At 66.2% G+C, this 15,142-nt stretch carries 11 protein-coding genes, 1 tRNA gene, 1 other RNA gene and 2 pseudogenes; 9 read left to right on the top strand and 6 right to left on the bottom strand.

The window, feature by feature from the left end; all coding sequences use genetic code 11:
- Window positions 1–10: 10 nt before the first annotated feature.
- Window positions 11–343, bottom strand: a pseudogene (locus QFZ57_RS01955) (M23 family metallopeptidase); the annotation flags it as partial.
- Between the two features lie 577 nt (window positions 344–920).
- On the opposite strand from QFZ57_RS01955, the gene QFZ57_RS01960 reads away from it, so the two are divergent.
- On the top strand, window positions 921–1,856 hold the full coding sequence (locus tag QFZ57_RS01960) for an oxygenase MpaB family protein (protein ID WP_306897550.1): 936 nt from the start codon (window positions 921–923) through the stop codon (window positions 1,854–1,856).
- A gap of 77 nt (window positions 1,857–1,933) precedes the next feature.
- On the opposite strand, the gene QFZ57_RS01965 is transcribed toward QFZ57_RS01960, so the two are convergent.
- Window positions 1,934–2,018 (bottom strand) — tRNA-Ser (locus QFZ57_RS01965).
- A gap of 415 nt (window positions 2,019–2,433) precedes the next feature.
- Here QFZ57_RS01965 and ffs point away from each other — a divergent pair.
- From ffs to QFZ57_RS01985, 4 genes are all read left to right on the top strand, one after another.
- Window positions 2,434–2,530: signal recognition particle sRNA small type (gene ffs, locus QFZ57_RS01970), an RNA gene on the top strand.
- Window positions 2,531–2,551: 21 nt separating this feature from the next.
- Entirely contained in the window at window positions 2,552–6,034 is a 3,483-nt protein-coding gene (locus QFZ57_RS01975; RefSeq protein ID WP_306897552.1) for a DNA polymerase III subunit gamma and tau, read from the top strand.
- Between the two features lie 78 nt (window positions 6,035–6,112).
- On the top strand, window positions 6,113–6,712 hold the full coding sequence (gene recR, locus QFZ57_RS01980; protein WP_306628804.1) for a recombination mediator RecR: 600 nt from the start codon (window positions 6,113–6,115) through the stop codon (window positions 6,710–6,712).
- Between the two features lie 211 nt (window positions 6,713–6,923).
- Window positions 6,924–8,282 carry an aspartate kinase gene (locus QFZ57_RS01985; protein ID WP_306897556.1) on the top strand — a complete coding sequence of 453 codons (1,359 nt, stop codon included), beginning with the start codon at window positions 6,924–6,926 and terminating at the stop codon, window positions 8,280–8,282.
- 81 nt (window positions 8,283–8,363) lie between these two features.
- Here QFZ57_RS01985 and QFZ57_RS01990 read toward each other — a convergent pair whose 3' ends face one another.
- Together QFZ57_RS01990 and QFZ57_RS01995 are read right to left on the bottom strand one after the other, a co-directional pair.
- On the bottom strand, window positions 8,364–8,579 hold the full coding sequence (locus tag QFZ57_RS01990; protein ID WP_306628806.1) for a hypothetical protein: 216 nt from the start codon (window positions 8,577–8,579) through the stop codon (window positions 8,364–8,366).
- Window positions 8,580–8,695: 116 nt separating this feature from the next.
- The gene (locus QFZ57_RS01995; protein WP_306628807.1) at window positions 8,696–8,938 is read right to left on the bottom strand and encodes a hypothetical protein; all 243 of its coding nucleotides are present in this window, start codon (window positions 8,936–8,938) and stop codon (window positions 8,696–8,698) included.
- A 77-nt stretch (window positions 8,939–9,015) separates the two neighbouring features.
- On the opposite strand from QFZ57_RS01995, the gene QFZ57_RS02000 reads away from it, so the two are divergent.
- From QFZ57_RS02000 to QFZ57_RS02015, 4 genes are all read left to right on the top strand, one after another.
- Entirely contained in the window at window positions 9,016–9,492 is a 477-nt protein-coding gene (locus QFZ57_RS02000; protein WP_306897557.1) for a MarR family winged helix-turn-helix transcriptional regulator, read from the top strand.
- Window positions 9,493–9,570: 78 nt separating this feature from the next.
- Window positions 9,571–10,152, top strand: coding sequence for an SSI family serine proteinase inhibitor (locus QFZ57_RS02005; protein WP_306897559.1), 582 nt, complete (start codon window positions 9,571–9,573; stop codon window positions 10,150–10,152).
- A 25-nt stretch (window positions 10,153–10,177) separates the two neighbouring features.
- Complete coding sequence (locus QFZ57_RS02010) at window positions 10,178–11,062, top strand: 3-methyladenine DNA glycosylase (protein ID WP_373461167.1); 885 nt, start codon at window positions 10,178–10,180, stop codon at window positions 11,060–11,062.
- On the top strand, window positions 11,059–11,391 hold the full coding sequence (locus tag QFZ57_RS02015) for a serine protease inhibitor (protein ID WP_306897562.1): 333 nt from the start codon (window positions 11,059–11,061) through the stop codon (window positions 11,389–11,391). Before QFZ57_RS02010 ends, QFZ57_RS02015 begins: the two co-directional genes overlap by 4 nt.
- 91 nt (window positions 11,392–11,482) lie before the next feature.
- Here QFZ57_RS02015 and QFZ57_RS02025 read toward each other — a convergent pair.
- Both QFZ57_RS02025 and QFZ57_RS02030 read right to left on the bottom strand, forming a co-directional pair.
- Window positions 11,483–14,615: pseudogene (locus tag QFZ57_RS02025) on the bottom strand (S8 family serine peptidase).
- A gap of 263 nt (window positions 14,616–14,878) precedes the next feature.
- On the bottom strand, window positions 14,879–15,064 hold the full coding sequence (locus QFZ57_RS02030) for a hypothetical protein (protein ID WP_306628813.1): 186 nt from the start codon (window positions 15,062–15,064) through the stop codon (window positions 14,879–14,881).
- Between the last annotated feature and the right edge of the window lie 78 nt (window positions 15,065–15,142).

The raw sequence follows: 15,142 nt of genomic DNA on the forward strand, positions 1-15,142 counted from the left end.
CTGTGGACCATCCGGTGGTGCCAACACGAGCGATCACCTGGCCCACCTGCACCTTGTCGCCGGTCTGGACACCGATGGACTCAAGGTGGTTGTAGGTGGTGATGAGCCCGTCGCCGTGGTCGATCTCCACCCGGTTGCCACCGCCCCAGGGGTGCCATCCGGCGGCGCGCACAACACCGGAATCAGCCGCATGGACGGGTGTGCCACAGGCCGCTGCATAATCCTGGCCCAGGTGGAAATCCCCCGCCGTCCCGCTGAGCGGACTGACCCGGAAACCGAACGGCGAGCTCGGATCGAGGAGCTGAAGCGGTGCCATCAGGAAGCCTGCTCCAGGCCTGCCCATGCGCGCCGCGCCTACTGTCAAGGCACTGGTGGAGTCCTGGGTAACACTCCCAACTGGCGTGCGTGGGAAGGCCAGGCTGACCTGCGGATCGGACAGGATGGCGGGCGGAAGGGCAGCTGCACCAACCTGGTCCGACGCCGGCGGAGCAGGTTCCCGTTGCGCCTCATCAAGGTTGCCCTTGCTGGAGGTTCCGCCGGAGGCAGCAGCACCCGGGTTGCTCCCGGTGCCGGCAACTGATCCCGCCAACCGCACGGGTTCTGCCGAGCCGGCAGAAATGTTGACGGCGTAGACGGAGGCTGCCAGCACCCCGGCAGTGGCGACGGCGCGGGCAAAGGGGGAAAACGTACGCTGGTCCGGCTTCCTGTTGCCGTGCACGGATTTCTTGCCCAATGACTAACTCCACGACGTGGCCTGCCGCACGTTGTCTCGACGGTATGTCCCATGGGACCACAGCGCCGCAGGCGTGGAAACCCCATGGCTGCACATTGCGGGTTTTTTGTGGGCGTTAGGGGATTGGAGTTTCCGCACTTCAGCCAGCGGATCGAGCTGGCCTCGCGGAAATGGGCAACAATATCTCATGCGCAATGTCCTTCGTACATGGCAGGACGAAATCAAGAAGACCTTCTCAGGCAAGGCCGATGCCCCACCGGAATGGTCGCTGCGGCTGGCAGAAGGCGACGATCCGGGATACCACCTGCCCGGTTCCGCGGTGTGGGCAGTACACGGCTCGATGTCCCCCATTGTTGGCGGAATCCGCACGCTGCTCATGCAGTCGCTCCATCCGGGCGCTCTGGCAGGAGTGCACGAACACTCCAACTTCCGGGAAGACCCGCTGCGCCGGCTTGCCAACACCATCCGCTGGATCTTTTCGGTGACTTACGGTTCCACGGCAGCTGCGGAGGAAGCAACAAGGCGTGTCCGCCACCTCCATGAGCCGGTCCAGGGCCGCTACCGGGACAACGACGGCGGAGTACGCACCTACAGTGCCAACGATCCGGAACTGGCCGGCTGGATCCACATCGCCTTCACGGACGGCTTCCTCGCAGCCCACAAGATCTGGGGCGGCCCCATTCCCGGCGGCGCAGACGCCTACGTCCGGGAGTGGGCCCAGGCCGGGCGGCTGATGGGAGTGGACAACCCGCCGCTGACGGAAGCGGAGATGCGCAGCCAGCTGGATCAGTGGTACGCGCAGGGCGGGCTGCGTGCGGACGGCCTGGTGAAGGAAACCGTGCGGTTCATCCGCGATGCTCCGCTGCATCCCCTGCTGAAGCCTGGTTACCGGATCCTGTTTGCCGCTGCCGTCTACAGCCTGGAGCCCCGGTACCGCCAGATGCTCGGACTTTCCGTTCCCCGGCTGGGCCCCTTTCCCCTGCCGGTGAGGCTGGCCACAAAAGTGGTGCTCGGCGTCGTGCATCTCGCCCTGGGTGGCCCCCGCAGGCGGATGGGCCCCAGCGAGCTGGCAGCGCGGCAGCGCCTGAGGCAGCTCGGCGAACCTTCAGCAGACGTAGCCTAAAAAGCCCTGTGCCAAGGCGAATGACCGAGGAAACGCAAGAACCCGGCCCCGGAGACCGGGGCCGGGTTCTTAACCGGCGGAGAATGGGGGATTTGAACCCCCGAGGGCGTTAACCCAACACGCGTTCCAGGCGTGCGCCATAGGCCGCTAGGCGAATTCTCCAACTGCTTCTGAATCAAAAGCAGGTACTAGACTACCTGAACTTTTCGCCATCGCCCAATTGGACCGCCCGGAGCAGGGTTCCCGGACTGTCCGGTGCTCCATTTCGGCGTCCCCGTCCGCCCTGCGCGGAGGTTCCCGCCCGGCGCTTTAATTTGAAAATGGACGCCCCCAATGCGCCCATTCCCTGTTGCACCGTTGAGCTGCCTAGTCCGTCCCGTCCAACCAGGCCACGCAGCTCACAATCTTGAGATTGCCCCAATCGGTGTACGTATCCATGATCGTGGCTGGAGCAGGGATAAGCAATGAAATTCCGTGATCCGAACGGCCTCCGCACCCTGCGCCGGAGCCGACGAGGCCAGTGGGGAAGGCTGGGGAACCCGATTCGAGTCGCGCCCGATGTTCGGGTAATGTATCTGACGGCCCCTCATGTGGCGTCATCCTGTTGAACTCCCCCAGGACCGGAAGGTAGCAAGGGTAGGCGGGCTCTGGCGGGTGCATGGGGGGTCTTTACTATTCCCCCACAGGGCGGCACGATGTCAGCCCGGATTGGTAGGGTTTTCTCTGTGACAGTTACTACCGCCCTGTACCGCAGATACCGTCCCGACTCGTTCGCTGACGTTATCGGGCAGGAGCATGTCACCGAGCCGCTGATGACGGCTTTGCGGAAGAACCGCGTCAATCATGCCTACCTTTTTTCCGGCCCCAGGGGCTGCGGCAAGACCACGTCCGCCCGCATCCTGGCCCGCTGCCTTAACTGCGCCCAGGGCCCTACGGACACCCCCTGCGGAACCTGCCCCAGCTGCGTAGAGCTGGCCCGCGGGGGCTCGGGCTCCCTTGATGTCATCGAGATTGACGCGGCAAGCCATGGCGGTGTCGACGACGCCCGGGACCTCCGCGAGCGCGCCACCTACGCCCCGGTGCGGGACCGCTACAAGATCTTCATCATCGACGAAGCCCACATGGTCACCTCCGCCGGGTTCAACGCCCTGCTGAAGATTGTGGAAGAGCCGCCGGAACACATCAAGTTCATTTTTGCCACCACGGAGCCGGACAAGGTCATTGGAACCATCCGTTCCCGCACGCACCACTACCCGTTCCGGCTGGTGCCGCCCGAGCCGCTGATGGCTTACCTCGAGCTCCTGTGCCGCCAGGAAGACGTTCCTGTGGCCCCCGGCGTCCTGTCGCTGGTCATCCGCGCGGGCGGCGGCTCGGTCCGTGACTCGCTCTCCGTCCTGGACCAGCTCATGGCGGGCGCCGGACCCAATGGTCTGGACTATGAGCTCGCCGTCGCACTGCTCGGCTACACCCACGCCTCGCTGCTGGACGATGTCGTGGAGGCTGTAGCCGCCTCCGACGCCGCCACAGTCTTCCGTGCCGTGGACAGGGTCATCCAGACCGGCCACGATCCCCGCCGGTTCGTGGAGGACCTGCTTGAGCGCTTCCGGGACCTCATCATCGTCCAGGCCATGCCCGAAAGTGCGCATGCCATCCTGCGCGGAACGCCGGAGGACCAGATTGCCCGCCTGCAGAACCAGGCCCACAACCTTGGCGCCGCTGAACTTTCCCGCGCCGCGGATGTCACCAATACGGCCCTGACCGAAATGACCGGAGCCACGTCTCCGCGGCTGCATCTGGAACTGTTGTGCGCGCGGATCCTGCTGCCCAGCTCCGAACAGAACGAACGCGGCATGGCGGCCCGGATCGACCGGGTGGAGCGGCGGCTGAACTACGCAGGGAACGACGTCGGTGCTCCCGCAACGGCGGTGCCGGCAGCTGCGGAAGGACCAGCAGCGGCAGCCCCGGCAACCGCGCCTGCCTCCATTCCCGGAACCTTCGCGCAGGGGCCCCGGCCCGCGCAGGAGACGGTGGGCCCTGCACGTCAGGGTGCACAGGAAATGCCGCCCCAGTCCGCGCCGATCCAGCCCGGTCCTGCCGGCCCGACGCCGGCCCAGCCCGCTCCCGCCGTGCCGGCCGCTTCCGGGACGCAGCCGGTGGGTCCCGCCGCCGATGGTCCCCGGAGCCAGCTGACACCGCCGCGGGTGAGCACCAGCGACTGGCCTGTCGAGGAAGCGGCCCGTGCCCGGACACCGCAGGGCCCCACCGCTGCAGCTACCAGTCAGCCAGCGGCGCAAACCAACCCCGCGCCGCAAATCAACCCAGCGTCCCAAGCCAATGCAGCTCCGCAGTCCCACGAGAGCCTGCAGGCGCCCGCCCAGGCGGCCGTACCCCAGGCACAGGAAACCCCGCAGGCCCCAAGCCACCACACGCCCAGCCACGAACCCCCGGCCACCCACGCCCCCGGCCACCAGTCGCCGGCGCCGCACCAGGACGCCCACGCCAGGGCCGTCCCTGCCGCTCCCCCCGCCATGGGTGACGTGGAGGTCCTCCGCAGGGCCTGGCCGGACGTCCTGCAGGCATTGTCCAAAATCAAGCGCAGCACCTGGGCCCTCGTGGAGCCCAATGCGCAGGTCAGCGCGTTCGATGGCAGTGTTGTGACCTTGTCCTTCTCCACGCAGGGACTGGCCGGCGCCTTCGGCAGGGCGGACCACTCGGACAACCTGCGCCAGGCCATCCACAAGACCGTCGGCATCGACTGCCAGATCAACGCAGTTGCCGGCGGCACCAGCCAAACGAGCTCTGAGCCAAACCCAAAAGTACCCGCCAGCCCGGTAGTTCCGGCCACTTCAGCTGACGTCGCGTGGGGGCTTGCTCCGGCGCCTGCACAACCCGCTTCAGACGCACAGGGCCCCACATCCGTTACAACCCCCGCTGCCCCGCTGGACGGAAGAAGTTCCGGAAGCTCCGCCCCTGCCCCGAACTCCTCCACTGCCCGGTCCGCCGTTGGTCGAGGTTCCGGGAGTAGTGCCGTGGCTGCAAGCCCGGCGGCCGCAGCGGAGCGGACTCCTGCGGCGGTCCCCCCGCCAGGGACACGTCCGGTGACTGACGCCAACGTGCTCGGCGACCAGGGCGCAAAGCCTGCCCAGCCCGACGTCCAGGGCACGGCAAGTCCTGCAAACGCATCCGGCCGGGACGCCGGCCAGTCCCCATACCCGTCTTCCGGGGGCGACTACTCCTACTCCGATGACGACTGGGGTGCGCCGCGGGACGAGGACGCTCCCCCGCTGGATGAGGAACCTCCCATGGACTGGGAGCCGTCCGTGCGGTCCGGCAACGGGACTGCGGCGTCATCCCCTGCGGTTGGCAGCAGCCAGTCAGCCTCCGGCGGCCACAACGACGCTCCCGAACATCCCCGGAGTGCTGCAACGGCTGGTTCGGGCACGGACACCGCTGCCCAGCCCGTCAGCCGGCCTGCGGCCGCGGCCCACGATCCCTGGACGCGGGCTGTGGAACAGGCCCCGGGCGTCTGGGTGGTCGGAGACAAGAGCAACGTGGGTGCCAAGACCGTACCTGCCTCCGAACAGGACAACATCGGAACACAGGGCACCGTTCCGCATTATGCCCCCGCAACTGCCCAGGTGCCGCCCACCATCCCCGTGGCCCAAACATCCACGGCTGCTGCTGCAGCGGGGCCAGGCTGGGGTTCGGGGTCAGTTTCCGGCACCGGTCATGTGGGGCCGGATTCTGGCACCTATCCGGCGCCGTCCCCTGGCCGTGCTCCGGCGCCCGAATTTGCCATGGCCTCCGCCGCACCCGCCACGGTTGCCCAGGCCCCCTTTGCCCAGACAACTGCTAACCAGACCACCGTCGCGCAGGCCACGGTTGCGCCCTCCCGTCCCCAGCAGCCGGCAGCTGCACCGGCGGCCGCACTAACGGAAACGCGGCAAAGCCTTTACCAGCGGCTCTCCAGCAGCCCTGAAGCCGAGGCCGGGCGTGCCAAGGCACCGGCCAGGGCCGCCGCCGCACCGAGCGCCTTTGTCCAGGACGTGCCAAGCGCCGACGATGAGACTATCGAGGAATCCGGCGTCTTCGGCCGGGCCGCCGTCGAACGCATCCTGGGCGGAAAATTGATCGAGGAGCGGTCTCTCGACGGAAGCCCGGTCACGCCGCGCTACTGACCGCCGGCAAGGCAGCCCCGGCAGCCATAACCAGCTGACTGTTCCATCCCCCATCCACACCAAACTAAAGAGGGAAACGTGTACGAAGGTGCTGTCCAGGAGCTTATCGACGAGCTCGGACGCCTTCCGGGGGTGGGCCCCAAGTCCGCACAGCGGCTGGCGTTCCACATCCTTGAAGCCGATCCCCAGGACATGAAGCGGCTCGTGGAAGCAATCACCATGGTCAAGGAACGGGTCAAGTTCTGCACCGTCTGCGGCAATGTCACCGAGCAGGAACTGTGCAACATCTGCCGGGACCCGCGCCGCGATCCCGCCGTCATCTGCGTCGTGGAGGAGTCCAAGGACGTCCTGGCCGTGGAGCGGACCCGCTCGTTCCGCGGCCGCTACCATGTGCTGGGCGGCGCCATCAATCCCATTGCCGGAGTGGGGCCGGAGCAGCTGCGGATCCGCGAATTGCTCACCCGGCTGAACGACGGCGAAATCCAGGAAGTCATCATCGCCACCGACCCCAACCTCGAAGGTGAGGCAACGGCCACCTACCTGGCCCGCATGCTCAAGACGATCGGCATCGCCGTCACCCGCCTCGCTTCCGGCCTTCCCGTGGGCGGGGACCTGGAGTACGCGGACGAAGTTACCCTGGGGCGCGCCTTCGAAGGCCGCCGCAACGCCCTGGGCTGAGGCATCCGGCCGGCACCCGCCGTCGTACGTCAATCCGGGGTGGACCTGCCGCAGCCCTGCCTGCCGGCACCCGTGCATGCGATGGCCGGTATGTGGTCACAATTCAACGCCGCTCCGGGCACGGCGATAAACTGTCGGAGGAAAGTCGCGCCCTCGCGGCGTCAGGCTGCCTGGCCTCCAGAACTCCAATTGATCCAATGAAGGTACGCGCATGAGTACGCCCACTACCGAAGTGCACAACGCAACGCAGCCGCAGATGGCCCCCGCCGCCGGCGCGGTGACCAAACAGCTCATCGTGCAGAAATTCGGCGGCTCCTCCGTTGCGGACGCTGACGGGATCAAGCGCGTGGCCAAGCGCGTCGTTGATGCCCAGGAAGCCGGCAATGAGGTGGTCGTGGTCGTCTCGGCCATGGGCGACACCACGGATGAACTCCTGGACCTCGCTGCCCAGGTGACCGATTCCGCCCCCGCCCGCGAAATGGACATGCTCCTGTCGGCCGGTGAGCGCATTTCCATGGCATTGCTGGCAATGGCCATCAACAAGCTCGGTGCGTCCGCCCAGTCCTTTACCGGATCGCAGGCAGGCATGATCACCGACGGAATCCACGGCAAGGCGCGCATTATCGACGTCGACCCACACCGCATCCGTACCGCGCTGGACAAGGGCAACATCGCCATCGTGGCAGGCTTCCAGGGTATGAGCCGGGCCACCAACGAGATCACCACGCTGGGCCGCGGCGGCTCCGACACCACGGCGGTGGCTCTGGCGGCAGCCCTCGAAGCGGACGTCTGCGAGATCTACACCGACGTTGACGGCATCTACACCGCCGATCCGCGCGTGGTCCCCTCGGCCCAGAAGATCGACACCATCTCCAGCGAAGAGATGCTGGAACTGGCCGCCTCAGGCGCCAAGATCCTGCACCTGCGCTGCGTGGAGTACGCCCGCCGGTTCGGCGTCCCGCTGCACGTCCGTTCCTCATTCAGCCAGCATGAAGGCACCTGGGTCATCCCCAGCGCCGACGACAAGATCACCACTCAAGAGGGAGTTGCCTTGGAGCAGCCAATCATCTCCGGCGTTGCGCATGACCGTTCCGAAGCGAAGGTCACCGTGGTCGGCGTCCCCGATATTCCCGGCAAGGCCGCCGCGATCTTCCAGGTCATCGCCGACGCGCACTCGAACATCGACATGATCGTCCAGAACGTTTCCACCCACGGCACGGGCAAGACCGACATCTCCTTCACCCTGCCCATCGTCGAAGGTGCCGACGCCCTGGCCGCCCTTCACGCTGCACAGGACCAGATTGGCTTCGAGGCCATCGAATACAACGAGCAGATCGGCAAGCTGTCCCTGATCGGCGCCGGCATGCGTTCCCACCCCGGCGTCTCCGCCACCTTCTTCAAGGCGCTGTCCGACGCCGGTATCAACATCAACATGATCTCCACCTCGGAAATCCGCATCTCCGTGGTCACCCACGCAGACCTGCTGGACGAGGCTGTCCGGGTGATCCACAAAGCATTCGGGCTCGACACCGAAAGCGAAGCGACAGTTTACGGCGGCAGCGGCCGCTGAGCGCGACAAGGAAAAGCCGGGCTGCCTTCCCGCAGAGGAAGGCAGTCCGGCTTTTTGGTTTCGTGCAGCGTAAGGACAGGATCAGCTTTCGCGTTCCAGGTCTTCCCGGCGCACCGCGTAGTGGTGGCCGGTTGAATCGGTTTCCACCACGAAATGTGAAAGGTCCTCTTCGGAAGCCTGTTCGAATTCGTCGTGTTTGTGCATCACGGGCGTGTCGGCATCCAGCCGGGTGGCGGGACCAAAGATGAAGCGGAGCCTCTCTGTCAGGCCCATGAAACTGTTGAGGACATGTGCCACTGTTTCCACCCCCTTCCCGAACCTCGGGTTAAAGTGCAGCCGGCTCCGACGGGAGCCAGTGCCCTTATCTTAAGCCCGGGACAGGGAAAAGGCACCGGTGCTTTAGGGAAGGAATGCTAGCGCAGGGAGCGGTCGTCAGGGTTCCTTGGCACTACGTACGTGCTGCCGTCCGGCCTGGTGATGGTCTCCCACTGCTGGGTTTCGGCCTGGCGCTGGGCCAGCAGCCTGCGGTTTTCTTCAGTCATGTCGTGCGCCAAGGCTGTGCGGTTCGCGGGACCGAAAACGGCCCTCAGCTTTCCAGTGGCGCGCATGAAGCGCTGGGAAGCATTGCCCTTGTCCGCGGACCTGTCCCTGCCCATGAAGAGGTTCCTTTCAATCCTTGATCATCTACGGCAAATGTACACTAATGATTAGTGCACTAACAATTGGAGGATGTATGACCGCCACGGTGGCAACGGAAGCAGGAGCGACGGGCGCTGCAGTAGGGGACCAAGACCTGCTGCTGGAACATCAGCTCTGTTTTGCACTGACTGTGGCCGCCCGCAGTGTGGTGGCGGCCTACAAACCCGTACTCGAGAAACTCAACCTCACACATCCGCAATACCTGGTGATGCTCTGCCTGTGGGAAGACAGCCCCCGGACTGTGCGGAACATCAGCGAGGCGCTTGCCCAGGAGCCGGCAACCATTTCCCCGCTCCTCCGCAGGCTGGAAGCAGGGGAACTTATTACGCGGCGCCGCGCGGACGGAAACGAGCGTGCACTCGCCGTCGAACTGACACCCAAAGGCGCCGCCCTGCGGCAACAGGCACTGCAGGTGCCGGGGACCATGATGGAACGGCTGGGGCTGACCCGGGAACAGGTCACCGAACTGCACGGGTCCATGATGGCCCTGATCGCTGCCACCTCAGAATGAGTGGCGGCAGGAACGGACCGGGGCCTTCCGGCAACGGGTCAAGCGACTAGACTTACTGGACAAAGGAGAGGTGGCCCGATGCACAGTTTTCGGATGCTCGCAGCATTCCTGGCAGTCGGCGCCGGACTAATTTCCGGTTGCAGCGGCACTCCTGACAGCGGCACGTCCGCGTCAACGGCTCCTTCTACGGCCTCCGCCAGCACTTCCTCCCCCGCCGGGAGCACTCCCGGCGTCCCTGCCACGCCCTCCGCCGATACCGAAACCTCGTTGCCGGCCCCTGCCCCCGCCACGTCGCGGCCAAGTGCCGGCCCGGGGCAGGGGAACGCTGAACTCGCCATCACCGTGGTCCCGTCCCAGGGTGCGGCGGAACTCAACTACACCCTGGTCTGCACCTCCGGCACGCCCGCCGGGGAAAGCAGCCACCCCCACGCCGCTGCGGCCTGCGCGGCGCTGAAGGCCAACCCGGGCATTGCGGCTCCGGCGGCGCCGGGAACCTCCCAGCCCTGCACCCAGCAATACGGCGGCCCCCAGAAGGCAACCGTCACAGGCATGGTGGACGGAGTTGCCGTGGACTCATCCTTCGCGCGGACCAACGGATGCGAAATCAGTACATGGGATGCCGCCAAGGACGTGTTGGGCGCGGCCGGTGGAGCCTCTTAAGCTCCTGCCGGCTGACAGTGCGCGGATGCGGGAAGAAGCCCATATGCAGCGCGTCAGCCGTTATGCCGATCCCTACCTTGCCCGCAGGTCGGCTGGGCAGAAACACCCGGTGGAGGATTTTCTCTTCACCTATTACACGCAAAAGCCCGGCCGGCTGAAGCGCTGGCACCCGGGTTCCGGAGCGGTCCTTACCGGCGGCCAGGCCGCCGCACGGCTGGGGTGGAAGCATTACCGGACGCTCGACGACGGCGAGCTTGCCTTCCTGGGGCTGGCTGCGGGAAGCACCGCGGTCACCTTCGACCGGCGCGCCTTCCTGGCCGACCGCAGGGATGCGGTTGCCTTTGCCGGCATCATCCTCCGTGGGACGGCGGCCAGGCCGGCACAGTTCGGCTGCTTCGGCCTGCACGAGTGGGCCATGGTCTACCGCCAGGACAAGTTCGACCTCCGCCATGAATACCTGCAGCTGCGGCTGGGAGCGGCCGGGACCGACAAGGTGGTGGAGGACAACAGGATCCGCTGCACCCACTTCGACGCGTTCCGGTTCTACACACCGGACGCCATCCCGCTCAACGAGCATTCCCCCAGCCGGGAATCGCAGCGCCACATGGAGCAGCCGGGTTGCCTGCACGCCAACATGGACCTTTACAAGTGGGCGTACAAGCTGCTGCCGGCGCTGTCCAGCGAGCTGGTGATGGACTGCTTTGAACTGTCCTGGCGGATCAGGGCCATGGATATGCAGGCCTCCCCGTACGACCTGGCTGACTGGGGCTATCCCGCCATTCCCATCGAGACACCCCATGGCAAGGCCGCCTATGTTGAGCACCAGCGCGCATTCGCCGCGGAAGCCGGGGTCCTGCGGGAACGGCTCGCCGCCGAGCTCGCGGCCATGCCAGAGGGAGCAACAAGGTGATCGACCTGACCATCAGCATCCGGGACGCGCCCGAGGCTCCGGAGCATGTTTTCCGGCTGGTGGCCATGGACAACGCCCCGGCCGCCGCGACAACGTTGCCCCAACCCGCGGCCGCCTTGGCTGCCGTGGAACGGTTTGGTGAAGACATCTTCTTTCCCAGGCCCGGACCTCCCAAGCTGTGCACCCAGCAGTACGGCGGGCCGCAGGTTGCCGTGGTCACCGGAACGTTCCATGGGCGCCCTGTCCACTCGACCTTCACACGCACCGACGGGTGCGAGATCGCGCGCTGGAAGGCCATGGGCCCCTTACTGGGCGGGACGGCTGCTTAGCCTTCTGCTCCTGAGCCCTCCGCTGCAGGCACGGAAAAAGGTCCCGGGCGGCAATGTTGACCGCCCGGGACCTCCCCCCATGCCTTCCTGGTCAGGTTGCGGGTACCGCCTGGGCCAGGTCAAGCTGGGGAGCGCCTGCCGGGGCGGGAGCAGAGCCCTGTCCCACCTGCACGTTTACCCAGGTCTTGATGCCGTTGCTGCCAAGGCTCAGCCGTGAGAGGTATGACCCCTCGGAGAGCCCCGTCCAGCTAAGGGTGGCCGAGGTGGCGGTTCCGTTCGGCGCCACGATGGGGTTCGGGTCCACCGTGAGGTTGCCGGCGTCACCGGCGAAGGTCACGGCCTGGACCGAAGCAGTGGCGGGCCCGTTGTCCGGTGTGGCGTACAGGTTGGCCACCACGTAGTAGGTGCCGGGCCGCGGTGATTCCAGGTCCAGGAATTCGCTGGCCGATGCCGTGGCCACCTGGGTGGCGGTCAGCCCGCCCGCGGCGTTCGGTGCGTAGACCACCATGTCCCAGTCGACGTCGTTCGACTGTGCCTGGATGCCCAGCCGGGCAAACGAGGCACCGGCAGGCACCTTGACCTGGACCAGGGCGTTGTGAGCGTCATTCGTGGGCGCGTACTCGCCCGGGGTCTTGGTGATGGCGGTCTGGCTCAGCGGCGCCAGGCCCTCCACGCCCACAGCGATGGGGCTGTCCGAACCGGAGACGAGTTCCATGGAACCGCTGCCGGTGCCCGCGGCCGAGCTGAAGGAGAATGACGGCGCGATCTGGGCGTCAACGGGGCGGACGGCGATCGGTGACGTCACCGTCCGGGGGCCCTTCCAGGTGAGGCTGCCCGTGCTGAACTTGCCCACCGGCGCGCTGACGTTCCGGATGGTTACGGTGACTTCACGGGTCTGGTTGGCTTTGGCGAAGTTCAGCGTCTTGGGTTCGACGTTGACGTTGAAGCCCGGCATGTTCACCTCGGGGCGGTACATGCCCGCCACCAGGGCGGTCAGCTTGCGCTTGACCTGGACTTCCCCCCACCAGGCTGCCCAGCGCGATGGAGGGCAGGTTGAGGTCGCGGGCGGCAATGGTGCCGGCCTGCGGGGCCCCGGTCTCAACACCTTGACCGTTCAGGAAGCCAAGCCAGTCCTGGATGCCGGAGTCATAGACCAGGCCCGCGTCGAGGACGCGGGTCGAATCGATGTGGCCGGCGCCGCCCTGGAACGGGTCGGTGTTGGGTGACCCGTCGGCGTTGACCAACGGATAGGCGGTGGTCATCATGGCGGACTTCACCATGGCGGGGGTCCACTTCGGCTGCTTGCCCAGCACCAGGGCACCGAAACCGGCAATGTGCGGTGCGGCCATGGAGGTGCCGGACATGAATCCGAACTGGTCGCCGTCGTTGCCGATCGTGGAGACACCGGCCAGGACGTTCACGCCCGGGGCGGAGATGTCCGGCTTGAGCAGGTCGCCGCCGGATGCGAGGGTGGGTCCGCGGGAAGAGAAGCCGGCGATCTGGGGCGATGCGGCCGGAGGCAGGCCGGTCAGGTCGCCCTTGACCAGGCTGACCGTGAACGCGGGATTGGCTTCCAGCTTGGACTTCAGTTCCAGGCTCTTGGGAGCGTTGACGTGGATGGTGGGGATAACGTGGTTGTCTGCGTCCTCGGAGCTGCTGGTGAGGTTCACCAGGATCATGCCCACGCCGCCCTTGTCCAGGACTTCCTGGCTCTTGGCGGTCCGGTCAACCACGCCGCGGTCGCAGACCACAACTTTGCCGGCCACCTTGGTGGCGTCAAGGGTTCCCGGGCCGCAAAGGTTGGGGTTTGCAGCACCCGGGGCGGCAGCGGCGGCAGCCAGGACAACCGGCTTGTCCGCCACTTCCGACTTCATGATGGAGGCGCCGCGGTACAGCGATCCGTCAGATACCTTGACCGTTCCCAGCAGGTCGCTGGGGAAGGTGGAAGCAGCCACGGTGGTCAGCCACGGTGAAGCATGGTTGACGGTGGAGGCTGCAGGACCGGAGTTTCCAGCCGACGCAGAAACGAAGACGCCGGCTGCTGCAGCGTTCAGGAACGCCAGCGCCACGGGATCGGTCGTGCTGTCGTTGTTGCCCGAGATGGAGTAATTCAGGACATCCACGCCGTCCTTGACGGCTGCATCCACGGCCTCAACCGATGCTGACGAGTAGCAGCCGCCGGTGTCCGGGTTGGTGTCCTCCCAGCAGACTTTGTACACCGAGACCTTGGCCGCCGGGGCCACACCCGAGCTCCTTCCGAAGCTGGTCCCGTCGATCACCTGCTCGACATTGGCGTTGCCGGCTGCCGTGGTGGCGGTGTGGGTGCCATGGCTGCCGACGTCCACCGGGGAAATCTGCTCTTCCGGCGCCCGCTTTCCCGGTGCAACGTACTCAAGGAAGGTATCGGCGAAGTAGCGGGCGCCGATGACCTTGGAATTGCAGAGCGAGCCGTCATAGGCCGCCCCGGTTCCCTCACCCTTTTGGCATTCGCCCTGGAAGGTGGTGCCGTCCGCCTTGAGCATGGAGATCCTGCCGTCGCCCGTGCGGTAGGGGACGCCAACCTGCGGGGCGCCCTGAAGCGGCTTCACCGGTTCGCCTTGCAGGAAGGGGTTATCCGGTGCGTAGCCGGAGTCGATGACACCCACCACCACGCCCTTGCCGGCATTGGCTTCGCCGCCGAACTGCTTGGCCCAGGCGCCTTCAGGGCCGGTGAGCTTGAGGAAGTCGGTGGTGGTGTAGTCGGGCTTGTTCTCGACGTCGGGGGCTACCACCAGGACTCGGGTGTCCTTGGACAATGCCGAGGCCTGAGCCGCGGTCAGCTCCGCCGCGAACCCGTTAAGGGCTGCAGTGTATTGCTTGGCCGGGCTGACACCCTGGGCCGCTGCAACGTCACGCTGCTGCTTGCGCAGGTGGGCGTCGTAGGCCTGGTAGTTGGGGCTCCCGGCGTCGAGCTTCCTGCCCTGCTGCGGCTTGGTGGCGCCCAGCCCGGCCGCTCCCCCTTCGTATGCCGCGGCAGCCGGACCGGCAAGTACCACGATGTACCGGCCGTCCTTGAACTGACTGTCCTTTGCGCTGGAGGAGGCATTCTCCGCGCCCTGGCCCCCGGGTGCCGCGGAAGCGGGACCTATTGCCAGGGAGCTAAGGAGAAGGGGCAACCCGACAGCCAGCGCGGCCGCTTTCCGGAGTCCCCCGGCCCGCGAGGGGCTCTTTCCAGTTGATTTCACGTGCAACCCTTTCACGATGTACCGCCCAGCGTTGGTGGGCAGCCCGGACGACTGGAACTGCAGAGGGAATTACAGGTTTTGTAATTTGCTGAGACCAGACTGTTCACAGAGTACAGACTGAGAGCGCGATATGACATAGGGCACATTTGAGAATTTTTCGCTTGTCACACCGCTCTCAACGGGAGCACGGGGCCTCGGAAAAAGGCATCGAAAAAGGGCGCCCCGGAAGACGCCCTGGCAAGGGTGGAGGCAGGCGGTCCGCGCTACCGGCGGGGAGTGCGCACCACGTCGCTGATCCATTGCCTGGTTTTCTCATCCACAGGGCCCGCTACCCGCGTCTCCCGGGCCAACCGGTCCGCCTTCACCTTCTGGAACACCATTCTGCCCAGGCCGGCGAACACCGCGGCGGCTACCACCGGCAACAGCACGGACTTCGAATTCTCAGCCATCCCGCAATCCTAGTGAAGGCGCTCCGGCAACTCCAGAGCCACACCGCATGCTGCCCCTGGGCCAGGTTGTTCCGCCCC

The organism is Arthrobacter sp. B1I2, assembly GCF_030816485.1.
Lineage (GTDB): Bacteria > Actinomycetota > Actinomycetes > Actinomycetales > Micrococcaceae > Arthrobacter.